Here is a 17,087-nt window from a genome sequence, read left to right as displayed (position 1 = left end):
AAGCCTCCCTATTCGGCGCGCGCAGTGTGGATGACAAAATCACAATCCATCATGTCGTAGTCACGCTCGAAATCACCGTAGCTTTCATGGTCGGTAAATCCGGACTTGAGCACTTCCCCCTTCAACTCCCCCGGCAACAGGGGGTAAACCTGCAGCCTGTACTGCTGCGCATCATCGAAGGAATAGATGAACTCACACAGGCGTTCATCGACCTGGCCCAAGCTCACCGAAGCGTTCGTACCGCAGTAATAGTAATGACCGCTGGCTTTGAATTTACCGGCACGGATGGCGAAGAAATTGCGCTGGTCCACAATCAGCAACCCGCCCGGCTTGAGCAAGGCCCTGAATTTCGCCAGCACCCTCAATCGATCATGGGCTTCAAACACATGGCACAGCGAACTGCCCAGGCACACCACGGCGTCGAATTGCCCCAGTTCCTGTGGATCCAGTGAATGCCAGTCACGGTAATGGGACTGGATATCCAGGCCATGTTTGCGAAAGTTCGCCCGCGCCTTGGTCAACATGGTGCTGCTGCCATCGGTGGCGACCACGTCAAAGCCGGCCTGCTTGAGCTGGACGGCATGAAAACCACTGCCGGTCGAGACGTCGATCACCGACTGCACGCCGTGGCTTCGCAACAGGTTTTCAAAGAACCCGCCCTCCCCCGCCTTACGCTTCTCCCAATCGATCAACTCATCCCAACGTTCGACAAATTCCGTCGAGTACTGCGCGGAGTAACTGGCCACGTCGTTGTGCTTGTTTCTGGTCATCTGATTCATGACATACCTACCAGGTCGAATTCTTGAAGGACAGGTACTTGCTCGCCAACTCACGGGCAAACTCGGCGGACTGTTCGATGGACATGCTGTGCTTGGAGTAGCCCAGCATCGATTGCATGACGGCCATGCACTGCGGGTTGTACGTGACGGAACCATCGCAATGGATTTCGTCGATGCCGTCCTGGCTCTGGCAGATGCTGTTGATGCGCACCGCCTCATCCCGTGGGCAGGCCTCGGAGAACTGCACCTCGATCCGCCCCTCATGCAGCCGCACCGGATAGCCACCCGGAAGCCCAAGTGGGCCAGGCGCATGCACCCACGCCGGCGTGGGTGAAAACAGCCCTTCGATAACCGTGACGGCGGAGCACGCGGTCAGGAACTGCCCATCCACCCCGCCCAGGCGACGGAACTCGGATTTCACCGTAGAAAAAATCGCCTCGGCCGGCAGGCGGGCCACCTGTGGGCGGTCGCGCACTTCATACAGCAGGCGGTAGTTGGCACGCGGTGGCAGGCCGCCGCGCGGCACGTAGTGGCTGAAGTAGTGCTGGGCATACAACTGCACCTGCACATCGGCGGGCGAACATTCGAGCAACCGCGCAATGGAAAGACGCACGGCGGGAATCAGGTTGGCCACGTTCCCCACACCGATATCGGGTGCCAGGCCGACGCGAGCCAGGATCGGGTTGACCGCATCGGGGAACGCCGCGTTGACGGTTTTGGCCGAGATGCCGGAAGCCTTCACCGCCTGCATCAGGCAGTGCATCAACGTCAGGTGCATGGGCAGCCAGGGCCCGAACTGGGCCTGGTCGAGCTTTTCGAACGACAGCTTGGGCAACCCGGTAATCACCCGCCACGACTGCAGCGACGCGCAGTTCACCAGGATATCCGGGGCTTCTTCACGCAGCAGCTGCGTCACCCGGCCGATGTCCGTGAGGTCAGCAATCACCGGCCTGATAGCAATGAATTGCCCCAGTTGCGCGCACGACAGCGCCACCAGGTTGCACAGCCGGATCGTCGCCTCTTCATTGCGCCCCAACACCACAAACTCGAACGCGTTTTTCGGCCCGAGAATCTTGAGGATCTGCAGGCACAGGTTGCCGGCGCCCACCAGCAGCAGTTTTTTCTTGCGCATCGAATGACTCACCGTGGGTAGGCTCCGTTGTCGACCGAAATCACCCTGCCGGTGCTGTGACGCAGGGCATCGCCGACCAGCAGCAAGATGACCTCGGCCACGCCGCCAGGCTGGATCGGATCCTTGAGGACTTCCTGGCGTGCGTACTCGGCGCGGCGGTATTCGGGGATGGTGTCGTAGATGGCGGTGTCATGGATCAGCGCCGGGGACACCGCGTTTACCCGTACGAACGGCGCAAAGTTCCACGCGTTGGCCTTGGTCAGGCCGATCACCGCCGCCTTGGTGGCACCGTAGAGGGCATCGCAGCTGCCCACTTCACCGGCCACCGAAGCAATGTTGACGATGCTGCGCGGGGCTTCGTGGGTCATTTCCCGTTCGGCGAAGTCCTTGGACAGATACACCAGTGCCTTGAGATTGACGGTGAGGATCTCGTCGATCTGCTCATCGGAATAGGCGTAGACACTTTTACCGTGGTAAAGCCCGGCGTTATTGACCAAGCCATAAATGGTTGCATGACGCTTATACAGTTCAGGAATAAAACCCTTGATAACCGCCATATCGGAAAAGTCGGCGATATGCGCTTCAAATACTTCAGCACCGTAAAGCCGCTGCAACACGTTGAGGCCTTCGGCATCCTTGTCGGCGCCGATAACGAAGTAACCCTGTTGAATCGCCATTTCCACCGTGGCCCGACCAATGCCATTGGCCGCCCCGGTAACAACCAACTTCTTCATACAACCATCCTTATTGGCAAAATTCGTTCATGCGCGCGTAGAAAGTCCGATGGTATTCATACATCGCTTTTAACTTCGGGTATTGGTCGAAGGCTTTCATATCGATGTGGTGTTTATCCGGCGTCACAATGCGCTCACTGTTTTCCGCCGCAGCATGCCAACGACGCCAGGTTTTCCATTGTTGCGGACACTCTCGCTTCCACGTCATGGCATGCGGCAGAAACTCAATGCCCAAGTAATCACACAACTTACGAATCACCCGTTCCGGTTCAGCGGCCAGATCATCGGCGTTAATCACATAAGGCACTTTGCCCGTGAGTTTTGTGACCACGCAAAAGATCTCGTACAGCGCTTTATGCCCAATGGCCTGCAACGGCATATCCGGGTGCACCCGATGATGGGAAATAATGCTGCTGGCCGGCTCGCGGATAAGAAAGATATTGTCCTGTTGCGCGAGAAACTCACTGTCAACTTTCAAATTATCCAGACAGTGGTAACACATGTCTTTATGAAATACGTGTGTGCGCTCACGGGCGGTCAACAGATGCTGTTTTATACCCTGGTACGTCGTGGGCAAACTGTGATCCCACTCATCCGACGGGATCGCCGAGTCCTCGGAAAACGCCATGTGCGCAAAGGGCTCATGGAAAACCTCAAAATCGCCCCTCTCGATAAACACACGTTCCAGCACGGTGGAGCGCGAACGTGGGTGGGCCCACAACCCGATCATCCGGTTCATGCGACCACCCCGAATTCAGCGGCCAGCAGTGCGTTGAGCGCGCGCTTGAAAGGCTTGGTCACCGGGCAAAGCCGCACGCAGTAATCGGTCAGGCGTCGGTGCGCGCTGTTGGCTTCGTTGCAGGCGTTGATAAACGCCTCATGGTTGCCAAAGTCATACGGCTCGATGCTGTCGACAAAGTAGGCTTCGTAGAAATACGGGATACGGATCAGCTTGGCGAAGGTCGACGCGGGCGGTTTCTGTGGTTTCAAGGCGGGCACTACCGGTTTGCCGTGGCTTTCGCGCTCGATGAGGAACTCCACCACATCCGGCGTCAGCGTGTAGCAGGTTGCCGCATGCCCGGTCTTTTCCAGGTGCCAGCAATGCTTGTTGCCTCGCTCGTCCACATCGACTTTGATACTGGACAGCAAGGTTTTGACCGGCACGCTCGCGGCCGCCACCAACGCCTGGACCTGCTCGTAGATCATCAGCTCGGCCCAGCGCAGCTCCTCGGCGCTGAATGCCAGGCCACGCTCTGCGGCCTGCAGCGTGAGTTCGGGCTGACAGGCGAAACGCCCGATCATGAAGGTGATCACGTACTTGCAGTGGGCAGTGTCGATACCGTTGCTGCGCGCGGTCGCCATGCCCCGCTCGATGGCCTGGATGCCGGCCTGGAACTGCGCAACCGTGAAGCAGAAGGTGATATTGATCGACGCGCCCTGGGCGGCCAGTTGCTCGACGGTCAACAACCCCTCCAGGCTGCCCGGCACCTTGACCATCACATTCGGTGCGAGGCGATGCAGTTCCAGGCCCCTGACGGTCATGCGCTCGGTGCAGCGCACATCCACCGGGTCGACCTGCGCGGAAATCCAGCCTTCGACCTGTGCCGATTGAACCCACAACGGCTGGAGCGCCGACGCCCCCTCAACGATGACCTCGTTGTACAACTGCTTGTGCAATTCGCTGGGAGTCAGGCTCGCCAGGTTGAAGCGCGACGACCAGTACTCGCGTTTTTCAAGGATAACGGCGGTCACCAGCCGGGGATTGGTGGTCACGCTGCACAAGCCCCAGGACTGGGAGAAATCGTCTGGCATCAACGCATCTATATAAGCTGCGGCGGCCGGGTACTTATCCAGCAGGTGCTGTTTGTAAGGCAGGTAAACGGCAGGCGAAGAATCCCACCATAGCTGTGAAGATTGATCGTTGCGTTTAAGTCTTTCCAGGTAACCCAGTGTGTTCACAACGCCTCCTCCCTGAGTAATAAGATCAATTAAAAATCGCCAGTACTTCACGCATGTCGGCGATCGGTAATGCGCCGGCAGCCGCCAACTGTGCACGCCGGTGCGGTGGACCAAAACCCAAAACCCTTATATTTGCAGCGACGGCCGCCTGAATACCCGTAACACTGTCTTCAATAACCAGCGCATCAGTAACGGCAATATCGTAAGTGTCACAAGCCGTCAAAAACACCAACGGATCTGGCTTCCAGCGACCCAGTTCATAACAACTGAATATTCGCCCTTCGAAATAAGAAAACAGACCGGCAGTACGCAAGCAGTGTTCTATCTTGCTACGGGGTGCGCTGGAGGCAACGCAATACGGGACCCGCAAACTGTCCAGCACTTCAACAATCCCATCCGTCGCTTTTAAATCAAGCGTCAAGGCATCCAGCGCGCGCTGACGAAAGTGTTGCTCAAACTCATTGTCCAAATGAATATCTAAAATACATTCAGCCTCACGCAAACACTCCGCAATTCTGCGTCCGCGGAAGTGTTCGATAAAACGTGTCACATCAAGTGTCGCACTGCCAGGTGCACGTGCATTTAGCATGGAGATCAACACAGACAGGGTGATCTCTTCACTTTGGACGAGTACACCGTCGCAATCGAAGATCACTAACTTAGGCATGCCAACTAAGGCAGCGGTTTTTCCCTGAACTGGTAGTTCCCCTATATCGGCCGAAAGGCACATAGATACCTCTTGTAAGTGGCCCCGCGATGACTTCCGAACTACCAACGGAGCGGGTTGAGGTGTGCCTATAAGACACGGGCACAAAAAGCCTGTCAAACGCTTTTAAGCGGTTTTTTAGTATCTTATGGTTATTTTTTATAGTTCTGTTATTCCATTTTCCACCATGGTTGTAGTCGCTAAATTCACACGGCTGAACTTCCCTTGCGCACCGTCAGTCAGCTACTTGAACTCACGAAATAAAGGTCGGTGAGCAATGCGTATCTCGTTGGAGCAACAAGTGGCGCTGGTAACCGGCGCCAGTTCCGGAATCGGCGCCGGCGCGGCCAAGGCTCTGGCACAAGCCGGAGCGGCCGTGGTGCTGAATTACAACAGCCAGGCTGCCCCGGCCGAGGCATTGGCCAGGCAGATCAACGCCGAGGGTGGCCGGGCGATTGCCATCGGCGCCAACGTCTCTATAGAAGAAGAGGTAGAACAGCTGTTTGCCCAGGCCCTCGATGCCTTCGGCCACCTGGACATCCTGGTGGCCAACTCCGGCCTGCAGAAGGACGCCAACCTGGTGGACATGAGCCTGGACGACTGGAATACGGTGATTGGCGTCAACCTCACCGGCCAGTTCCTGTGTGCCCGGGCGGCCGTGCGCATTTTCAACCGCCAGGGCGTGCGCGAGGGTGTGTCGCGGGCAGCCGGCAAAATCATCCACATGAGCTCGGTGCACCAGCTGATCCCCTGGGCCGGGCATGCGAACTACGCAGCGTCCAAGGGCGGCGTGGAAATGCTGATGCGCACCCTCGCCCAGGAAGTCAGCGAACAGCGCATCCGCATCAATGGCATTGCGCCGGGAGCGATCCGTACGGCGATCAATCGTGCGGCCACTGAAGGCGCCGCAGAGAAGGAACTGCTGAAGCTGATTCCCTATGGACGGGTCGGCGATGTGGAAGACGTGGCCAACGCCGTGGTGTGGCTGGCCAGTGATGCGTCCGACTACGTCGTGGGCAGCACACTCTTTATTGATGGCGGCATGAGCCTGTATCCGGAGTTCCGTGGCAATGGTTGATTTGAAGAACGAGCAACAAAGCCCCATCGATGCCCACGGCATCATCGGCGACATGCGCAGCGCGGCACTGGTGAACGACAAAGGCAGCATCGACTTCTTCTGCTGGCCGGAATTCGACAGCCCGTCGATCTTCTGCTCGCTGCTGGACAGCCCCGATGCCGGCATCTTCCAGCTCACCCCGGACCTGCCCAACGCGCGCCGTGAGCAGATCTACCTGCCCGACACCAACGTGCTGCAAACCCGCTGGCTCAGCGACGACGCCGTGGTAGAGATCACCGACCTGCTGGCCATCAGCGAAGAAATCGACGACCTGCCACTGCTGATACGCCGGGTGCGGGTGGTCAGCGGCACGGCCGAGATTCATCTGCGCTGCGCCGTGCGGCATGACTATGCGTGCACGCCCACACACGCGACCGTCGACAACGGCACCGTATGCTTCAGTGCCGACGGCCAGCCCGGCCTGCGCCTGTCCGGCAGCCATCCGCTGCAGATCCAGGACGGCGCTGCCGTAGCCCGCTTCACCCTGGACCAGGACGAAGGTGCCGAGTTCGTCCTCGGCGGCCAGGACGACGAACGCGTAGACAGCGGTTGCACCGACCTGGCCCTGGCCCACACCTTGAAATTCTGGCGCGGCTGGATCGCGCAATCGAACTACCGTGGGCGCTGGCGCGAAATGGTCAACCGCTCGGCCCTGGCCCTCAAGCTGCTGACGTCGCGCAAACATGGCGCAATCATCGCCGCCGCCACCTTCGGCCTGCCGGAAAGCCCCGGCGGAGAGCGCAACTGGGACTATCGCTACACCTGGATCCGCGATGCGTCGTTCACCGTCTACGCCTTCATGCGCCTGGGTTTTGTCGACGAGGCCAACGCCTATATGCGCTGGCTCAAGGGCCGCGTCAGTGACTGCTGCGGCCAGCCGACCAAGATCAATATCCTGTACGGCATCGACGGTCGCCAGGAGCTGCCGGAAGCCGAGTTGGAGCACTTCAAAGGCCATGGCGGCGCGAAGCCGGTGCGCATCGGCAACGGCGCGTTCGACCAGATCCAGCTGGACATCTATGGCGAGCTGATGGACGCGGTGTACCTGGTCAACAAGTACGGCGAAGCCATCTCCCACGAGGGCTGGAAGCACACAGTGGAAGTCGCCGACCAGGTCTGCGAAATCTGGAATACCGAGGATGTGGGTATCTGGGAGATGCGCGGCGAACAGCACCACTTCCTGCACTCGCGGCTGATGTGCTGGGTGGCGCTGGACCGTGCCATCCGCCTGGCATCCAAGCGCTCGCTGCCGGCGCCGTTCGCGCGCTGGGACCAGACCCGCCAGGCGATCTACGCGGATATCTGGAGCAACTTCTGGAACGAGGAACGCGGGCATTTCGTGCAGCATATCGGCAGCACGGCGCTGGACGGTTCGATGCTGCTGATGCCGTTGGTGCGCTTTGTCGCGGCGACCGATCCGCGCTGGCTCTCGACCCTGGAAGCGATCCAGAAAAGCCTGGTGCGCGACGGCATGGTCTACCGCTACCGCAACGACGACAGCCAGATCGACGGCCTGCAAGGCACCGAAGGCGCGTTTGCGGCCTGCTCGTTCTGGTACGTCGAATGCCTGGCCCGCGCCGGCCAGGTGGAAAAGGCCCACCTGGAGTTCGAACAACTGCTGCGCTACGCCAACCCCCTGGGGCTGTACGCCGAAGAGTTCGACAACCAGGCCCGGCACCTGGGCAATACGCCCCAGGCCTTGAGCCACTTGGCGTTGATCAGCGCGGCGACGTTCCTGGACCGCAAGCTCAGCGGGGAGAAAACCACCTGGCAACCCTGAAATAGCCTGTGCACAATGGGCAGCCCTCCAGGCCACGGACAGGAACACCATGCGCCAGGTATTGCTGATCATCGATGTGCAACCCTCGTTCAACCCTCCCGCGTGGCTGGTGGACGGCATCAATGCCCTGCTGGGCCGCATGCCGTCAATCGCCACCGTGGAGCGTCACGACGAGAGCATTACCCCCTTCGCCCGTCAACTCGGCTGGCAACCGGCGCCGGATGACCAAAGCCTGATTGCGGCGGATCGTATCTTCATCAAGCACGGCTACGCGCCAACGCCCGAGACGGTTGCCTACCTGAAAAACATGGGGCCCGAGCGCGTGCTGGTGTGCGGCATCCAGACCGACACCTGCGTGCTGGCGGCGGGGTTTGCGTTGTTTGATGCCGGGTTGCAGCCGACGTTGATCAGCGATCTGACGATAGGCTCGTCGCTGGACAGGTCCGGGCAGTTGGGGGTGGACTTGTGGCGGCATCACTTTGGGCACGTGGTTGATCGAGACCAGGTCGCTGCCACCTTATGACCCCTTTTCCTACCCTGCACACTCAACGCCTGCAACTGCGGGAGTTGGTGCCCCAGGATGCCCCAGCGCTGTTCGCCATCTACCGTGATACCGACAGCATGCGCTGGTTCGGCGCAGACCCGATGGCCAATATTGCCCAGGCAAAGCGCCTGGTCGAGACCTTTGCCCAATGGCGTACCCAACCGAATCCCGGGACTCGCTGGGGGCTTGAGTTCGAGGGCCGATTGATCGGCAGTTGTGGCTTGTTCAAGTGGAACCAGGGATGGAACAGTTGCTCGCTGGCCTGTGAGCTAGCACCGCAATTCCGAGGCCAGGGTCTGATGAGCGAAGCGCTACGCACCGCGCTGGAATGGGGTTTCAGGCAGATGTATCTGCAGCGGGTGGAAGCGCTGGTTCATCCACATAATCACGCGTCCCGCGCGTTGCTGGAGCGTCTTGGCTTCAAAGCCGAAGGAAAAATGCGAGAAGCCGGATTCTGGAACGGCCAGCGACATGATCTTGAAGTGCTGGGGCTGCTGGCGCGGGAATGGCCGTATCGATCCAGACTGGACAAGTAAGCCCGCGGTCCCAAAAACCACCTCTTCCCGTCACACCTTTCGGCTAGAGTTCCAGCATCTCTGGCCATTTGGTGAACCATGACCATGACCCCCCCACGGCTCCACGTACGCACTTCAATGCTCGATATGGCCTATGAAGCCCACGGCCCCATCGACGGCCAACCGGTGATCCTGCTGCACGGTTTTCCCTACGACCCACGTGCCTATGACGCGATCGCCCCGGTATTGGCCGGGCATGGCTGCCGTGTGCTGGTGCCGTACCTGCGCGGTTACGGCCCGACACGGTTTATCAATGCGCAGGTAATGCGTTCAGGCCAGCAGGCGGCGCTGGCCAAGGACCTGCTGGACTTCATGGATGCATTGGCGATCCCGCAGGCCACGCTGGCCGGGTACGACTGGGGCGGGCGCGCCGCGTGTATCGTCGCAGCGCTGTGGCCCGAGCGCGTGCATGGGTTGGTGACCGGGGATGGCTACAACATCCAGGACATCGCCCAGTCGCTGAAGCCCAGGGCACCTGTGACGGAACATCGCTTGTGGTACCAGTACTACTTTCATACCCCGCGCGGTGTGGACGGCTTGACCGCCAACCGTGGCGAACTGTGCAAGCTGTTGTGGTCGCTGTGGTCGCCGTCCTGGGCCGAGGGGCCGGGGCTGTATGCGCAGACGGCAGCTTCGTTTGATAACCCGGATTTTGTCGAGGTGGTGATTCACTCCTACCGCCACCGCTTCATGTACGCACCTGGCGACCCGGCGCTGGAAGCCATCGAGCAGGCACTGGCGTTGCAACCGGCGATCTCGGTGCCGAGCATTTCATTGTGCGGTGCCGATGATGGCGTGGGTCCGCCGCCTGAAGTGGATGACGACGTGGAGCATTTCAGCGGGTTTTACCAGCGCCGGGTGTTGCCAGGCGTGGGTCACAACATCCCTCAGGAAGCGCCGCAGGCCACACTGGACGCGGTGTTGGAATTGCTCGGCGAAAAACGTTCACGATAAGCCTGAGGCGTCACCGACAAGGCGCGCAGAAAGCTGCGACGCAGGGTTTCCTCGCAACCGAACCCACATTGCACCGCAATGCGTTTGACCGACGCCGTGCTATCGGCCAATTGCCGACGCGCGGTTTCGACGCGGATGAGCTCGACGGCACGTGCCGGGGTCTGGCCGGTTTCGGCGCGATAGTGACGTACAAAGCTACGCTCGCTCATGCCGGCCTGGGCGGCCAGGGTCGAAATGTTCAAATCCAGGGTGAGGTTTTCGGCTATCCAGGCGTGCAGTTCGGCGAAGCGGCTGTCATCTTTTTGCAGGGACAGCGTCACGCTGAATTGCGACTGGCCACCGGGGCGCTTGAGAAACACCACCAGGTGCCGCGCCACTTCCAGGGCCACGGCGCGGCCCAGGTCCTCCTCCACCAGCGCCAGGCACAGGTCGATACCGGCGGTGACACCGGCGGAGGTCCAGACGGCGCCCTGCTGGATGAAAATCGGGTTGGACTCCACCGTCAGCGCAGGGAACTTGCGCGCCAGCTCCTCGCAACGGGTCCAGTGGGTGGCCACACGGCAGCCGTCGAGCAGACCGCTGGCGGCCAACAGGAAAGCGCCGGTGCACACCGAGGTCATGCGCCGGGTATATCTGGCTTTCGCACGCACCCAGTCCACCAGCGCCGGGTCTTCGGCGGCGCCGTACACGCCCCAGCCGCCGGCAATCACCAGCGTATCGCACGGCGCATCGACAGCGGGCAGCGTCTCGGCGACCAGCGCCAGACCGGCGGAGGTCATCACCGGCTGCGATTGCGCGGCGATCACCGATACCGCGTAAGGCAAAGGTTCGCCGCGCTGGCGCGCCAGGTCATTGGTGGAGGCGAACACCTGCAGCGGCCCGGTGACGTCGAGCACCTGGGCGTTATCGAAAGCGAGTACATGGACGATTCGAGGCATGATTGGCGTGATTCGTGGGCTTAATGGCGCATCCGCCAAAGCCTAGGCCTCTAGAGTGAAGCCGTCCACCCCTTTATCGGAGCTTCATTCATGACCTTGCAGATCGGCTTTCTGTTGTTCCCCGGCATCCAGCAACTGGACCTTACCGGCCCCTACGACGTGCTCGGTTCCCTGCCGGACGTGAAGTTGCACCTGGTGTGGAAAGACCTGGCCCCCGTCACCTCCAGCACCGGCCTGGTGTTCACCCCGACCATGGCCTATGCCGACTGCCCGCCCTTGGATGTGATCTGCGTGCCCGGCGGTTCCGGCGTCGGCGCGTTGATGGAAGACCCGCAGACCCTGGATTTCCTCAAGGCCCAGGCACAAACCGCACGCTACGTGACCTCGGTGTGTACCGGCTCGCTGGTGCTCGGTGCGGCGGGTTTACTGCGCGGGCGCAAGGCGACGACACACTGGGCCTACCACGACCTGCTCGCCCCGCTCGGCGCCATTCCTGTGCAAGAGCGCGTGGTACGCGATGGCAACCTGCTGACCGGTGGCGGCATCACTGCCGGAATCGACTTCGCCCTGACCCTCGCGGCAGAGTTGTACAGCGAAGCAGCGGCGCAGTTGGTGCAACTGCAGATTGAATACGCGCCGGCACCGCCGTTCGATGCCGGTCGCCCGGACACCGCCCCCAGGCATGTGTTGGACGAGGCCAACAAGCGCACCGCCGAATCACGCAGGGTACGCGGGGAGATCGTCGCACGGGCAGCTGCTCGGTTGGGTTGATACGCTTTCTCCGTGGCGAGCGGGCTTGCCACAAAAAGCTGACCCAACACGTTTAGTCAGGCCGGACGCGACATCACCGCCAGGCGCACCGCCAGCACTGTCAGCACCGTCGCCAGGCCCCACTTCTGCAACCAGGCGCCTTTCGAGCGCCTGGCGAACAACCGGCTCAGCGCCCCGCCAGACATGCCCAGCAGCAGATGAAACACGCCCGCAATCAGGGTCAACACGCCCCCCAGCACCATCAACTGCACAGCGATGGACCCCGCCTCGGGCCTCACGAACTGTGGCAGGAACACCACAAAAAACAGCAGCGCCTTAGGGTTGAGCAAACTGTTGAGCATGGCTTGCAGGAACACCCGGCCCAGCGGCACCCGGCTGACGGGGCCAGCATCCACCCCAGGTTTTTTCTGCAAGGTCTTGAACACCAGCCACAGCAGGTAGATCACACCCGCATACCGGATCACGTCAAAGGATGGCGGCCAACTGGCAACCAGCGCCGTCACCCCGGTGGCGGTCAAGGCGGTCAGCAGCACGTCGGCCACGCCAATGCCCAGGGCAGACGCCATCCCGCCGCGCCAGCCGTGGGTCACGCCGTGGCTGATCACAAAGGCCATGTTCGGCCCCGGGGACAACAGCAACAGCAGCACAGCACCGGAAAAAACCGCCAGGGTCGCCAGGTCGATCATGCTCAAGCCTTCCACCGAGAAAAGCCTGCAGATTAGTCGGTGCACCGGCGGCAAACAAAAAATTGTGCTGGATACAGTGCGCGCCGGGAATTGCGAAGGGCCACGACCAACGTCTAGAATGCGAAACATTATCAATTAAGACAGCTGTGCCAGGATGCCCATGTCGAGCGATCACCCACTGGACCACGCCGCCATCGGCCAGCTTTACCACGCCCATCATTCCTGGCTGCGCGGCTGGTTGAGCCGGCGCACCGGGTGCCGTGAACACGCCGCCGACCTGGCCCAGGAAACCTTCGTGCGCCTGCTCAATGCGCGCAAACAGCAAACCTTGCAGCAGCCGCGCGCCTACCTGAGCAGCATCGCCCGCAGCCTGATGATCGACCAGTACCGCCGCCGCGAACTGGAGCGCGCCTACCTGGAAAGCCTTGCGCATTTTCCGCAACTCGAAGTGCCGTCGGAAGAAACCCGCCTGCTCATTCTCGATAGTCTGGAACGCATCGACCGCTTGCTCGACCAGCTCAAGCCGCGGGTGCGCGAAGCCTTCCTGCTGGCGCAACTGGACGGCCTGACCTGTGCGCAGATTGCCCTGCGCCTGGGTGTGTCCAAGGCCACGGTGGAACGTGACTTGTCCAAAGCGCTGCATGCCTGTTACCGCTTGCGTTATGCCGAAGGCTGACCCGCGCCTGGTGGACCAGGCCATCCAGTGGATGATCACGCTGCGCTTCAACGTGGCCGACGACGCCAGCACCGCCGCGTTCGAACGCTGGCTGCACACCAGCGCCGAGCACCAGTTGGTGTGGCAGCGGGTGGCCGCAATGAATGACGATTTCAGCCAACTGCCGCCCCAGGTCGGCCGGCACGCCCTGCGCGGCGCGCGCCGACACATCTCCCGTCGTGAAGGCTTGAAACTGCTCGGCCTGGTTGCGGGTGCGGCCGGTTTGACCTGGCTCGGCCGCGACTACACGCCACTGCCTGCACTGATGGCCGACTACCGCACGGCCACCGGCGAGCGGCGCTGGGTGGCGCTGGACGATGGCAGCCGGATCCAGTTGAACAGCGCCAGCGCCCTCGACACGGCCTTCGATAAAGAGCGTCGCCTGGTGCGTTTGCGCCAGGGTGAAATACTGGTCAACACCGGCACCGATCACCGACCGTTCTGGGTACAGACCCGCGACGGCTACCTGCGCACCCTTGGCACGCGTCTGCTGGTCCGCGAAGAAGCCCAAGGCACACAGCTGGCGGTGCAACAGGGCACGGTGGCGGTGTTTGCCGACAGCCATGCGGGCAATGCCCGCCAGGTACTCAAGCCTGGCGAGCAGGTGTTGTTCAATCGCAGCGGCATTCGTCCGGTTGTCGGCAACGGCCTTGACCCCTGGGCCTGGAGCGACGGCGTGATCAGCGCCCAGGCGATGCGGCTGGACGACTTCCTCGCCGAACTGGCGCGCTATCGCAACGGCCTGGTGCGCTGCAGCGAGGCGGTGGCTGGGCTGCGAGTGTCGGGGACTTATCAACTGGACGACACCGATCAAGTGCTGGGCCTGATCGCGCAATCACTCAAGCTCGATCTCACGTACCGCAGCCGCTATTGGGTGACGGTTTCCGCGCGCGCGTAAACGCTCAAAAATAAATGAGGTGAATTCTCATTGCCATTCGACCTGTAAGGAAAGGCCGATCAACAGGCCGGTTCTGTCCACTTCCTTCAGGAGCACCCCGCGGTCATGCAAGCGTTCCCCTCCCAACGTTCACCCCTCAAGCGCGCCATGCAGGCCGCCTTGCTTGGCGCCTGCCTGAGCAGTGCCCTGCCCCTGGCCGTGATGGCCGATACACCGTCCAGCGACACCCAGGCCCGTGACTGGAACATCGCGCCCGGCGCCCTCGCCGCTGCATTGGATCAGTTCGCACGCCAGGCCGGTATCAGCCTGTCCTACGACGCCACCAGCGTCGCCGGCAAGACAAGCCCGGGCTTGAGCGGCCGCCTTGATCCTCAGCAAGCGCTTGAGCAATTGCTGCGCGGCCAGGGCCTTGAAGCCCAACGCCAGGGCAACAGCACCTGGATGCTATTGCCGCAAGTGGCCGATACCGGCTCGCTGAGCCTGGGCGCTACCCTTATCAACGGCGAACGCCTGGGTGTCACCACCGAGGGCACCGGGTCATACACCACCGGTGCAGTCACCATCGGCAAGGGCGAACACAGCCTGCGGGAAACCCCGCAATCGGTGAGTGTGATGACCCGCCAATTCATGGACGACCAGAACGTCACCACCATCGACGACGTAATGGAGCGCACGCCCGGCATCACCTCCTACGAGTCGCCCATGGGCGGCAAGTATTTCTACTCCCGTGGTTTCAAGATGCTCGGCCAGTACCAGTACGACGGCGTGCCCCTGGACATGGGCAAGGACTACGTCCAGGCCGACAGCTTCAGTGCGAACATGGCTATTTATGACCGCGTGGAAGTGCTCAAGGGCGCCGCTGGCATGCTCAAGGGGGCTGGCACCGCCAGCGGCGCGGTGAACTTTGTGCGCAAACGGCCGCAGGCCAAGCCTACCACCAGCCTGTCGCTGTCGGCCGGCACCTGGGACAACTACCGCGCCGATCTCGACACCGGCGGCCCGCTGAATGACAGCGGCACGCTGCGTGGCCGCGCTGCCGTGAGCCAGCAGGATCGCGGGTCCTACATGGACATCGCCAAGCGCAAGGACCAGGCGTTCTACGGTGCGCTGGATTTTGACCTCACACCTGACACGACCCTGGGCGTCGGCGCCAGCTACGAGGATGTCGATGCCTCCCCGTGCTGGGGTGGCCTGCCGCGCTACGCCGACGGCAAAAGCGCCAACCTCAGCCGCTCGACCTGCCTTGGCCAATCCTGGAACGACTGGCAAAGCCGGCGTGCCACGTTCTTTGCCGACGTCACCCACCACTTCAACGATGACTGGAAACTCAAGGTCTCGGCAGTGCACAGCCGCAACCTGCAAGACACCAAATACGCCGCCAGCGAAGGCACCATCAACTACGGCGACCCGACGCCGACGGCCAACTCCTATGCAGCGCTGATGGACTACGACCACAGGGACTACGGCCTCGATGCCTATATCGACGGCAAGTTCGAAGCCTTCGGCCTGGAACACGAAGTGATCCTCGGCGCCAACGGCAGCCGCGGAACCCAGGACGACGTCTATGCAATCCAGAACCTGCCCAGACGCCAGAGCATCTACCAGCCAGACCACCACTTCCCGGAACCGGCCAACAGCACCTTCTGGCCGAACATGTACCGTGGCGGCACGGTCAAGGAAACCGCCACCCAATACGGTACTTATGCCACCTTGCGCCTGCGCCTGGCCGAGCCGTTGATGTTCATCGTCGGCAGTCGCGTGAGCTGGTACGACAACCGTCGCGAGTCCTATAACCTGGGCTGGGGCGAGTGGTCCCTGCAAGATGCGCACACCAAGGAAACCGGCGAGGTCACGCCGTTCGCCGCACTGATCTACGACCTCAATGAGCACCTCTCGGTGTACGCCAGCTACGCTGATATCTTCCAGCCGCAGAGTGCCTACGCTACGGCCGATGGCGCGGCGCTCAAACCGAAAATCGGCGACAACTACGAGCTGGGTATCAAGGGCGAATGGTTCGATGGGCGCCTCAACAGCTCCCTGGCATTGTTCCGTGCCATCGAGAAAAACGGCGCCGAAACCGACTACAACAGCTTCTGCCCGACCTCTGCCGATGGCTATTGCTACACCGATAAAGGCAAGGTGCGCGCCCAAGGCGTGGAGGCCGAAATCAGCGGTGAAGTGCTCGAGCGCCTGCAACTGTTCGGCGGCTACACCTACACCCAGACCAAATCCCTGAACACCATTGACAGCACAAAAGAAGGCGGCGTCTCCAACACCTATGTGCCTCGGCACATGCTGCGCGTGTGGGGTGACTACCAGCTCGATGGCGCACTGTCGAAATGGAGCGTGGGCACCGGAGTCAATGCCCAGAGCAGCAACTACCGCGTGCAAACCATCAAATTGGAACAGGCCGGTTACGCCACCTGGAACGCGCGCGTGGCGTATCGCCTCGATGACACCTGGACCGTGGCGCTCAACGGCAACAACTTGTTCGATAAACGTTATTACAACACGGTCGGCACCGCCTCTTGGGGCAACTTCTACGGTGAACCGCGCAATTTTACCGTCAGTTTGAAAGGCAACTTCTGATCCGGTGAAAGCCCCGGTGGCAGGGTACTTAGTGCGCCCTGCCCCTCCCTCTTTGTCCCCCTTTCCTACCTCGCATTGAAAAAGGTTTTTCCTTTAAGCAGGAAAAATCTGACATTTGTTCCTACACTCAAAAACACACCCAATCACCGAGTGTTCGGACAAGGAACGTCAATAAAATGCCTAAGAAAAAGCCAGTTAACCTGTCTAACA

The 17,087-nt window shown here is 61.0% G+C and carries 17 protein-coding genes; 9 read left to right on the top strand and 8 right to left on the bottom strand.

Annotation, left to right across the window (positions count from 1 at the left end):
• Nucleotides 1-8: 8 nt before the first annotated feature.
• The 6 genes from BM017_RS25225 to BM017_RS25200 are packed head-to-tail and all read right to left on the bottom strand — an operon-like array spanning nucleotide 9 to nucleotide 5,334.
• Nucleotides 9-779 (bottom strand): class I SAM-dependent methyltransferase, encoded by a 771-nt coding sequence (locus BM017_RS25225; protein WP_071489708.1) that lies wholly within the window; start codon nucleotides 777-779, stop codon nucleotides 9-11.
• A 7-nt stretch (nucleotides 780-786) separates the two neighbouring features.
• A complete protein-coding gene (locus BM017_RS25220) occupies nucleotides 787-1,923 on the bottom strand; it encodes an SDR family oxidoreductase (RefSeq protein WP_092249588.1) in 1,137 nt (378 codons plus the stop codon).
• Complete coding sequence (locus BM017_RS25215) at nucleotides 1,920-2,645, bottom strand: SDR family NAD(P)-dependent oxidoreductase (protein WP_092249585.1); 726 nt, start codon at nucleotides 2,643-2,645, stop codon at nucleotides 1,920-1,922. Before BM017_RS25215 ends, BM017_RS25220 begins: the two co-directional genes overlap by 4 nt.
• Nucleotides 2,646-2,655: 10 nt before the next feature.
• Nucleotides 2,656-3,384: a sulfotransferase-like domain-containing protein gene (locus BM017_RS25210; RefSeq protein ID WP_092249582.1), complete on the bottom strand. Its 729-nt coding sequence runs from the start codon at nucleotides 3,382-3,384 to the stop codon at nucleotides 2,656-2,658.
• Entirely contained in the window at nucleotides 3,381-4,604 is a 1,224-nt protein-coding gene (locus tag BM017_RS25205; RefSeq protein WP_092249579.1) for a transaldolase family protein, read from the bottom strand. Before BM017_RS25205 ends, BM017_RS25210 begins: the two co-directional genes overlap by 4 nt.
• 25 nt (nucleotides 4,605-4,629) lie before the next feature.
• Entirely contained in the window at nucleotides 4,630-5,334 is a 705-nt protein-coding gene (locus tag BM017_RS25200) for an HAD family hydrolase (protein WP_092249576.1), read from the bottom strand.
• Nucleotides 5,335-5,587: 253 nt separating this feature from the next.
• Here BM017_RS25200 and BM017_RS25195 point away from each other — a divergent pair, with 253 nt between their 5' ends.
• From BM017_RS25195 to BM017_RS25175, 5 genes are all read left to right on the top strand, one after another.
• A complete protein-coding gene (locus tag BM017_RS25195; protein WP_092249573.1) occupies nucleotides 5,588-6,388 on the top strand; it encodes a glucose 1-dehydrogenase in 801 nt (266 codons plus the stop codon).
• Entirely contained in the window at nucleotides 6,381-8,207 is a 1,827-nt protein-coding gene (locus BM017_RS25190) for a glycoside hydrolase family 15 protein (RefSeq protein WP_092249569.1), read from the top strand. Before BM017_RS25195 ends, BM017_RS25190 begins: the two co-directional genes overlap by 8 nt.
• A gap of 49 nt (nucleotides 8,208-8,256) precedes the next feature.
• Nucleotides 8,257-8,730: a cysteine hydrolase family protein gene (locus BM017_RS25185; protein ID WP_092249565.1), complete on the top strand. Its 474-nt coding sequence runs from the start codon at nucleotides 8,257-8,259 to the stop codon at nucleotides 8,728-8,730.
• On the top strand, nucleotides 8,727-9,287 hold the full coding sequence (locus tag BM017_RS25180; protein WP_092249563.1) for a GNAT family N-acetyltransferase: 561 nt from the start codon (nucleotides 8,727-8,729) through the stop codon (nucleotides 9,285-9,287). Before BM017_RS25185 ends, BM017_RS25180 begins: the two co-directional genes overlap by 4 nt.
• A 78-nt stretch (nucleotides 9,288-9,365) precedes the next feature.
• Complete coding sequence (locus BM017_RS25175) at nucleotides 9,366-10,280, top strand: alpha/beta fold hydrolase (RefSeq protein ID WP_092249560.1); 915 nt, start codon at nucleotides 9,366-9,368, stop codon at nucleotides 10,278-10,280.
• On the opposite strand, the gene BM017_RS25170 is transcribed toward BM017_RS25175, so the two are convergent.
• Complete coding sequence (locus BM017_RS25170) at nucleotides 10,214-11,218, bottom strand: GlxA family transcriptional regulator (RefSeq protein WP_092249558.1); 1,005 nt, start codon at nucleotides 11,216-11,218, stop codon at nucleotides 10,214-10,216. The genes BM017_RS25175 and BM017_RS25170 overlap by 67 nt on opposite strands.
• A 90-nt stretch (nucleotides 11,219-11,308) precedes the next feature.
• Here BM017_RS25170 and inhA point away from each other — a divergent pair, with 90 nt between their 5' ends.
• A complete protein-coding gene (gene inhA, locus BM017_RS25165) occupies nucleotides 11,309-11,989 on the top strand; it encodes an isonitrile hydratase (protein ID WP_092249555.1) in 681 nt (226 codons plus the stop codon).
• Nucleotides 11,990-12,045: 56 nt separating this feature from the next.
• On the opposite strand, the gene BM017_RS25160 is transcribed toward inhA, so the two are convergent.
• Complete coding sequence (locus BM017_RS25160; RefSeq protein WP_092249552.1) at nucleotides 12,046-12,675, bottom strand: LysE family translocator; 630 nt, start codon at nucleotides 12,673-12,675, stop codon at nucleotides 12,046-12,048.
• Nucleotides 12,676-12,835: 160 nt separating this feature from the next.
• Here BM017_RS25160 and BM017_RS25155 point away from each other — a divergent pair, with 160 nt between their 5' ends.
• The 3 genes from BM017_RS25155 (at nucleotide 12,836) to BM017_RS25145 (ending at nucleotide 16,877) form a co-directional block, all read left to right on the top strand.
• Complete coding sequence (locus BM017_RS25155) at nucleotides 12,836-13,351, top strand: sigma-70 family RNA polymerase sigma factor (RefSeq protein WP_071489720.1); 516 nt, start codon at nucleotides 12,836-12,838, stop codon at nucleotides 13,349-13,351.
• Entirely contained in the window at nucleotides 13,338-14,288 is a 951-nt protein-coding gene (locus BM017_RS25150; protein ID WP_092249549.1) for a FecR domain-containing protein, read from the top strand. The genes BM017_RS25155 and BM017_RS25150 overlap by 14 nt, the downstream gene beginning before the upstream one ends.
• Before the next feature lie 105 nt (nucleotides 14,289-14,393).
• Nucleotides 14,394-16,877 (top strand): TonB-dependent siderophore receptor, encoded by a 2,484-nt coding sequence (locus BM017_RS25145; protein ID WP_092249546.1) that lies wholly within the window; start codon nucleotides 14,394-14,396, stop codon nucleotides 16,875-16,877.
• The last annotated feature ends 210 nt before the right edge of the window (nucleotides 16,878-17,087 follow it).

The organism is Pseudomonas sp. NFPP04 (assembly GCF_900113815.1).
Classification (GTDB): Bacteria; Pseudomonadota; Gammaproteobacteria; order Pseudomonadales; family Pseudomonadaceae; genus Aquipseudomonas; species Aquipseudomonas extremorientalis.
The sequence above is the reverse complement of the archived record's forward strand: the minus strand, read 5'-3'. Positions and strand labels throughout refer to the sequence as shown.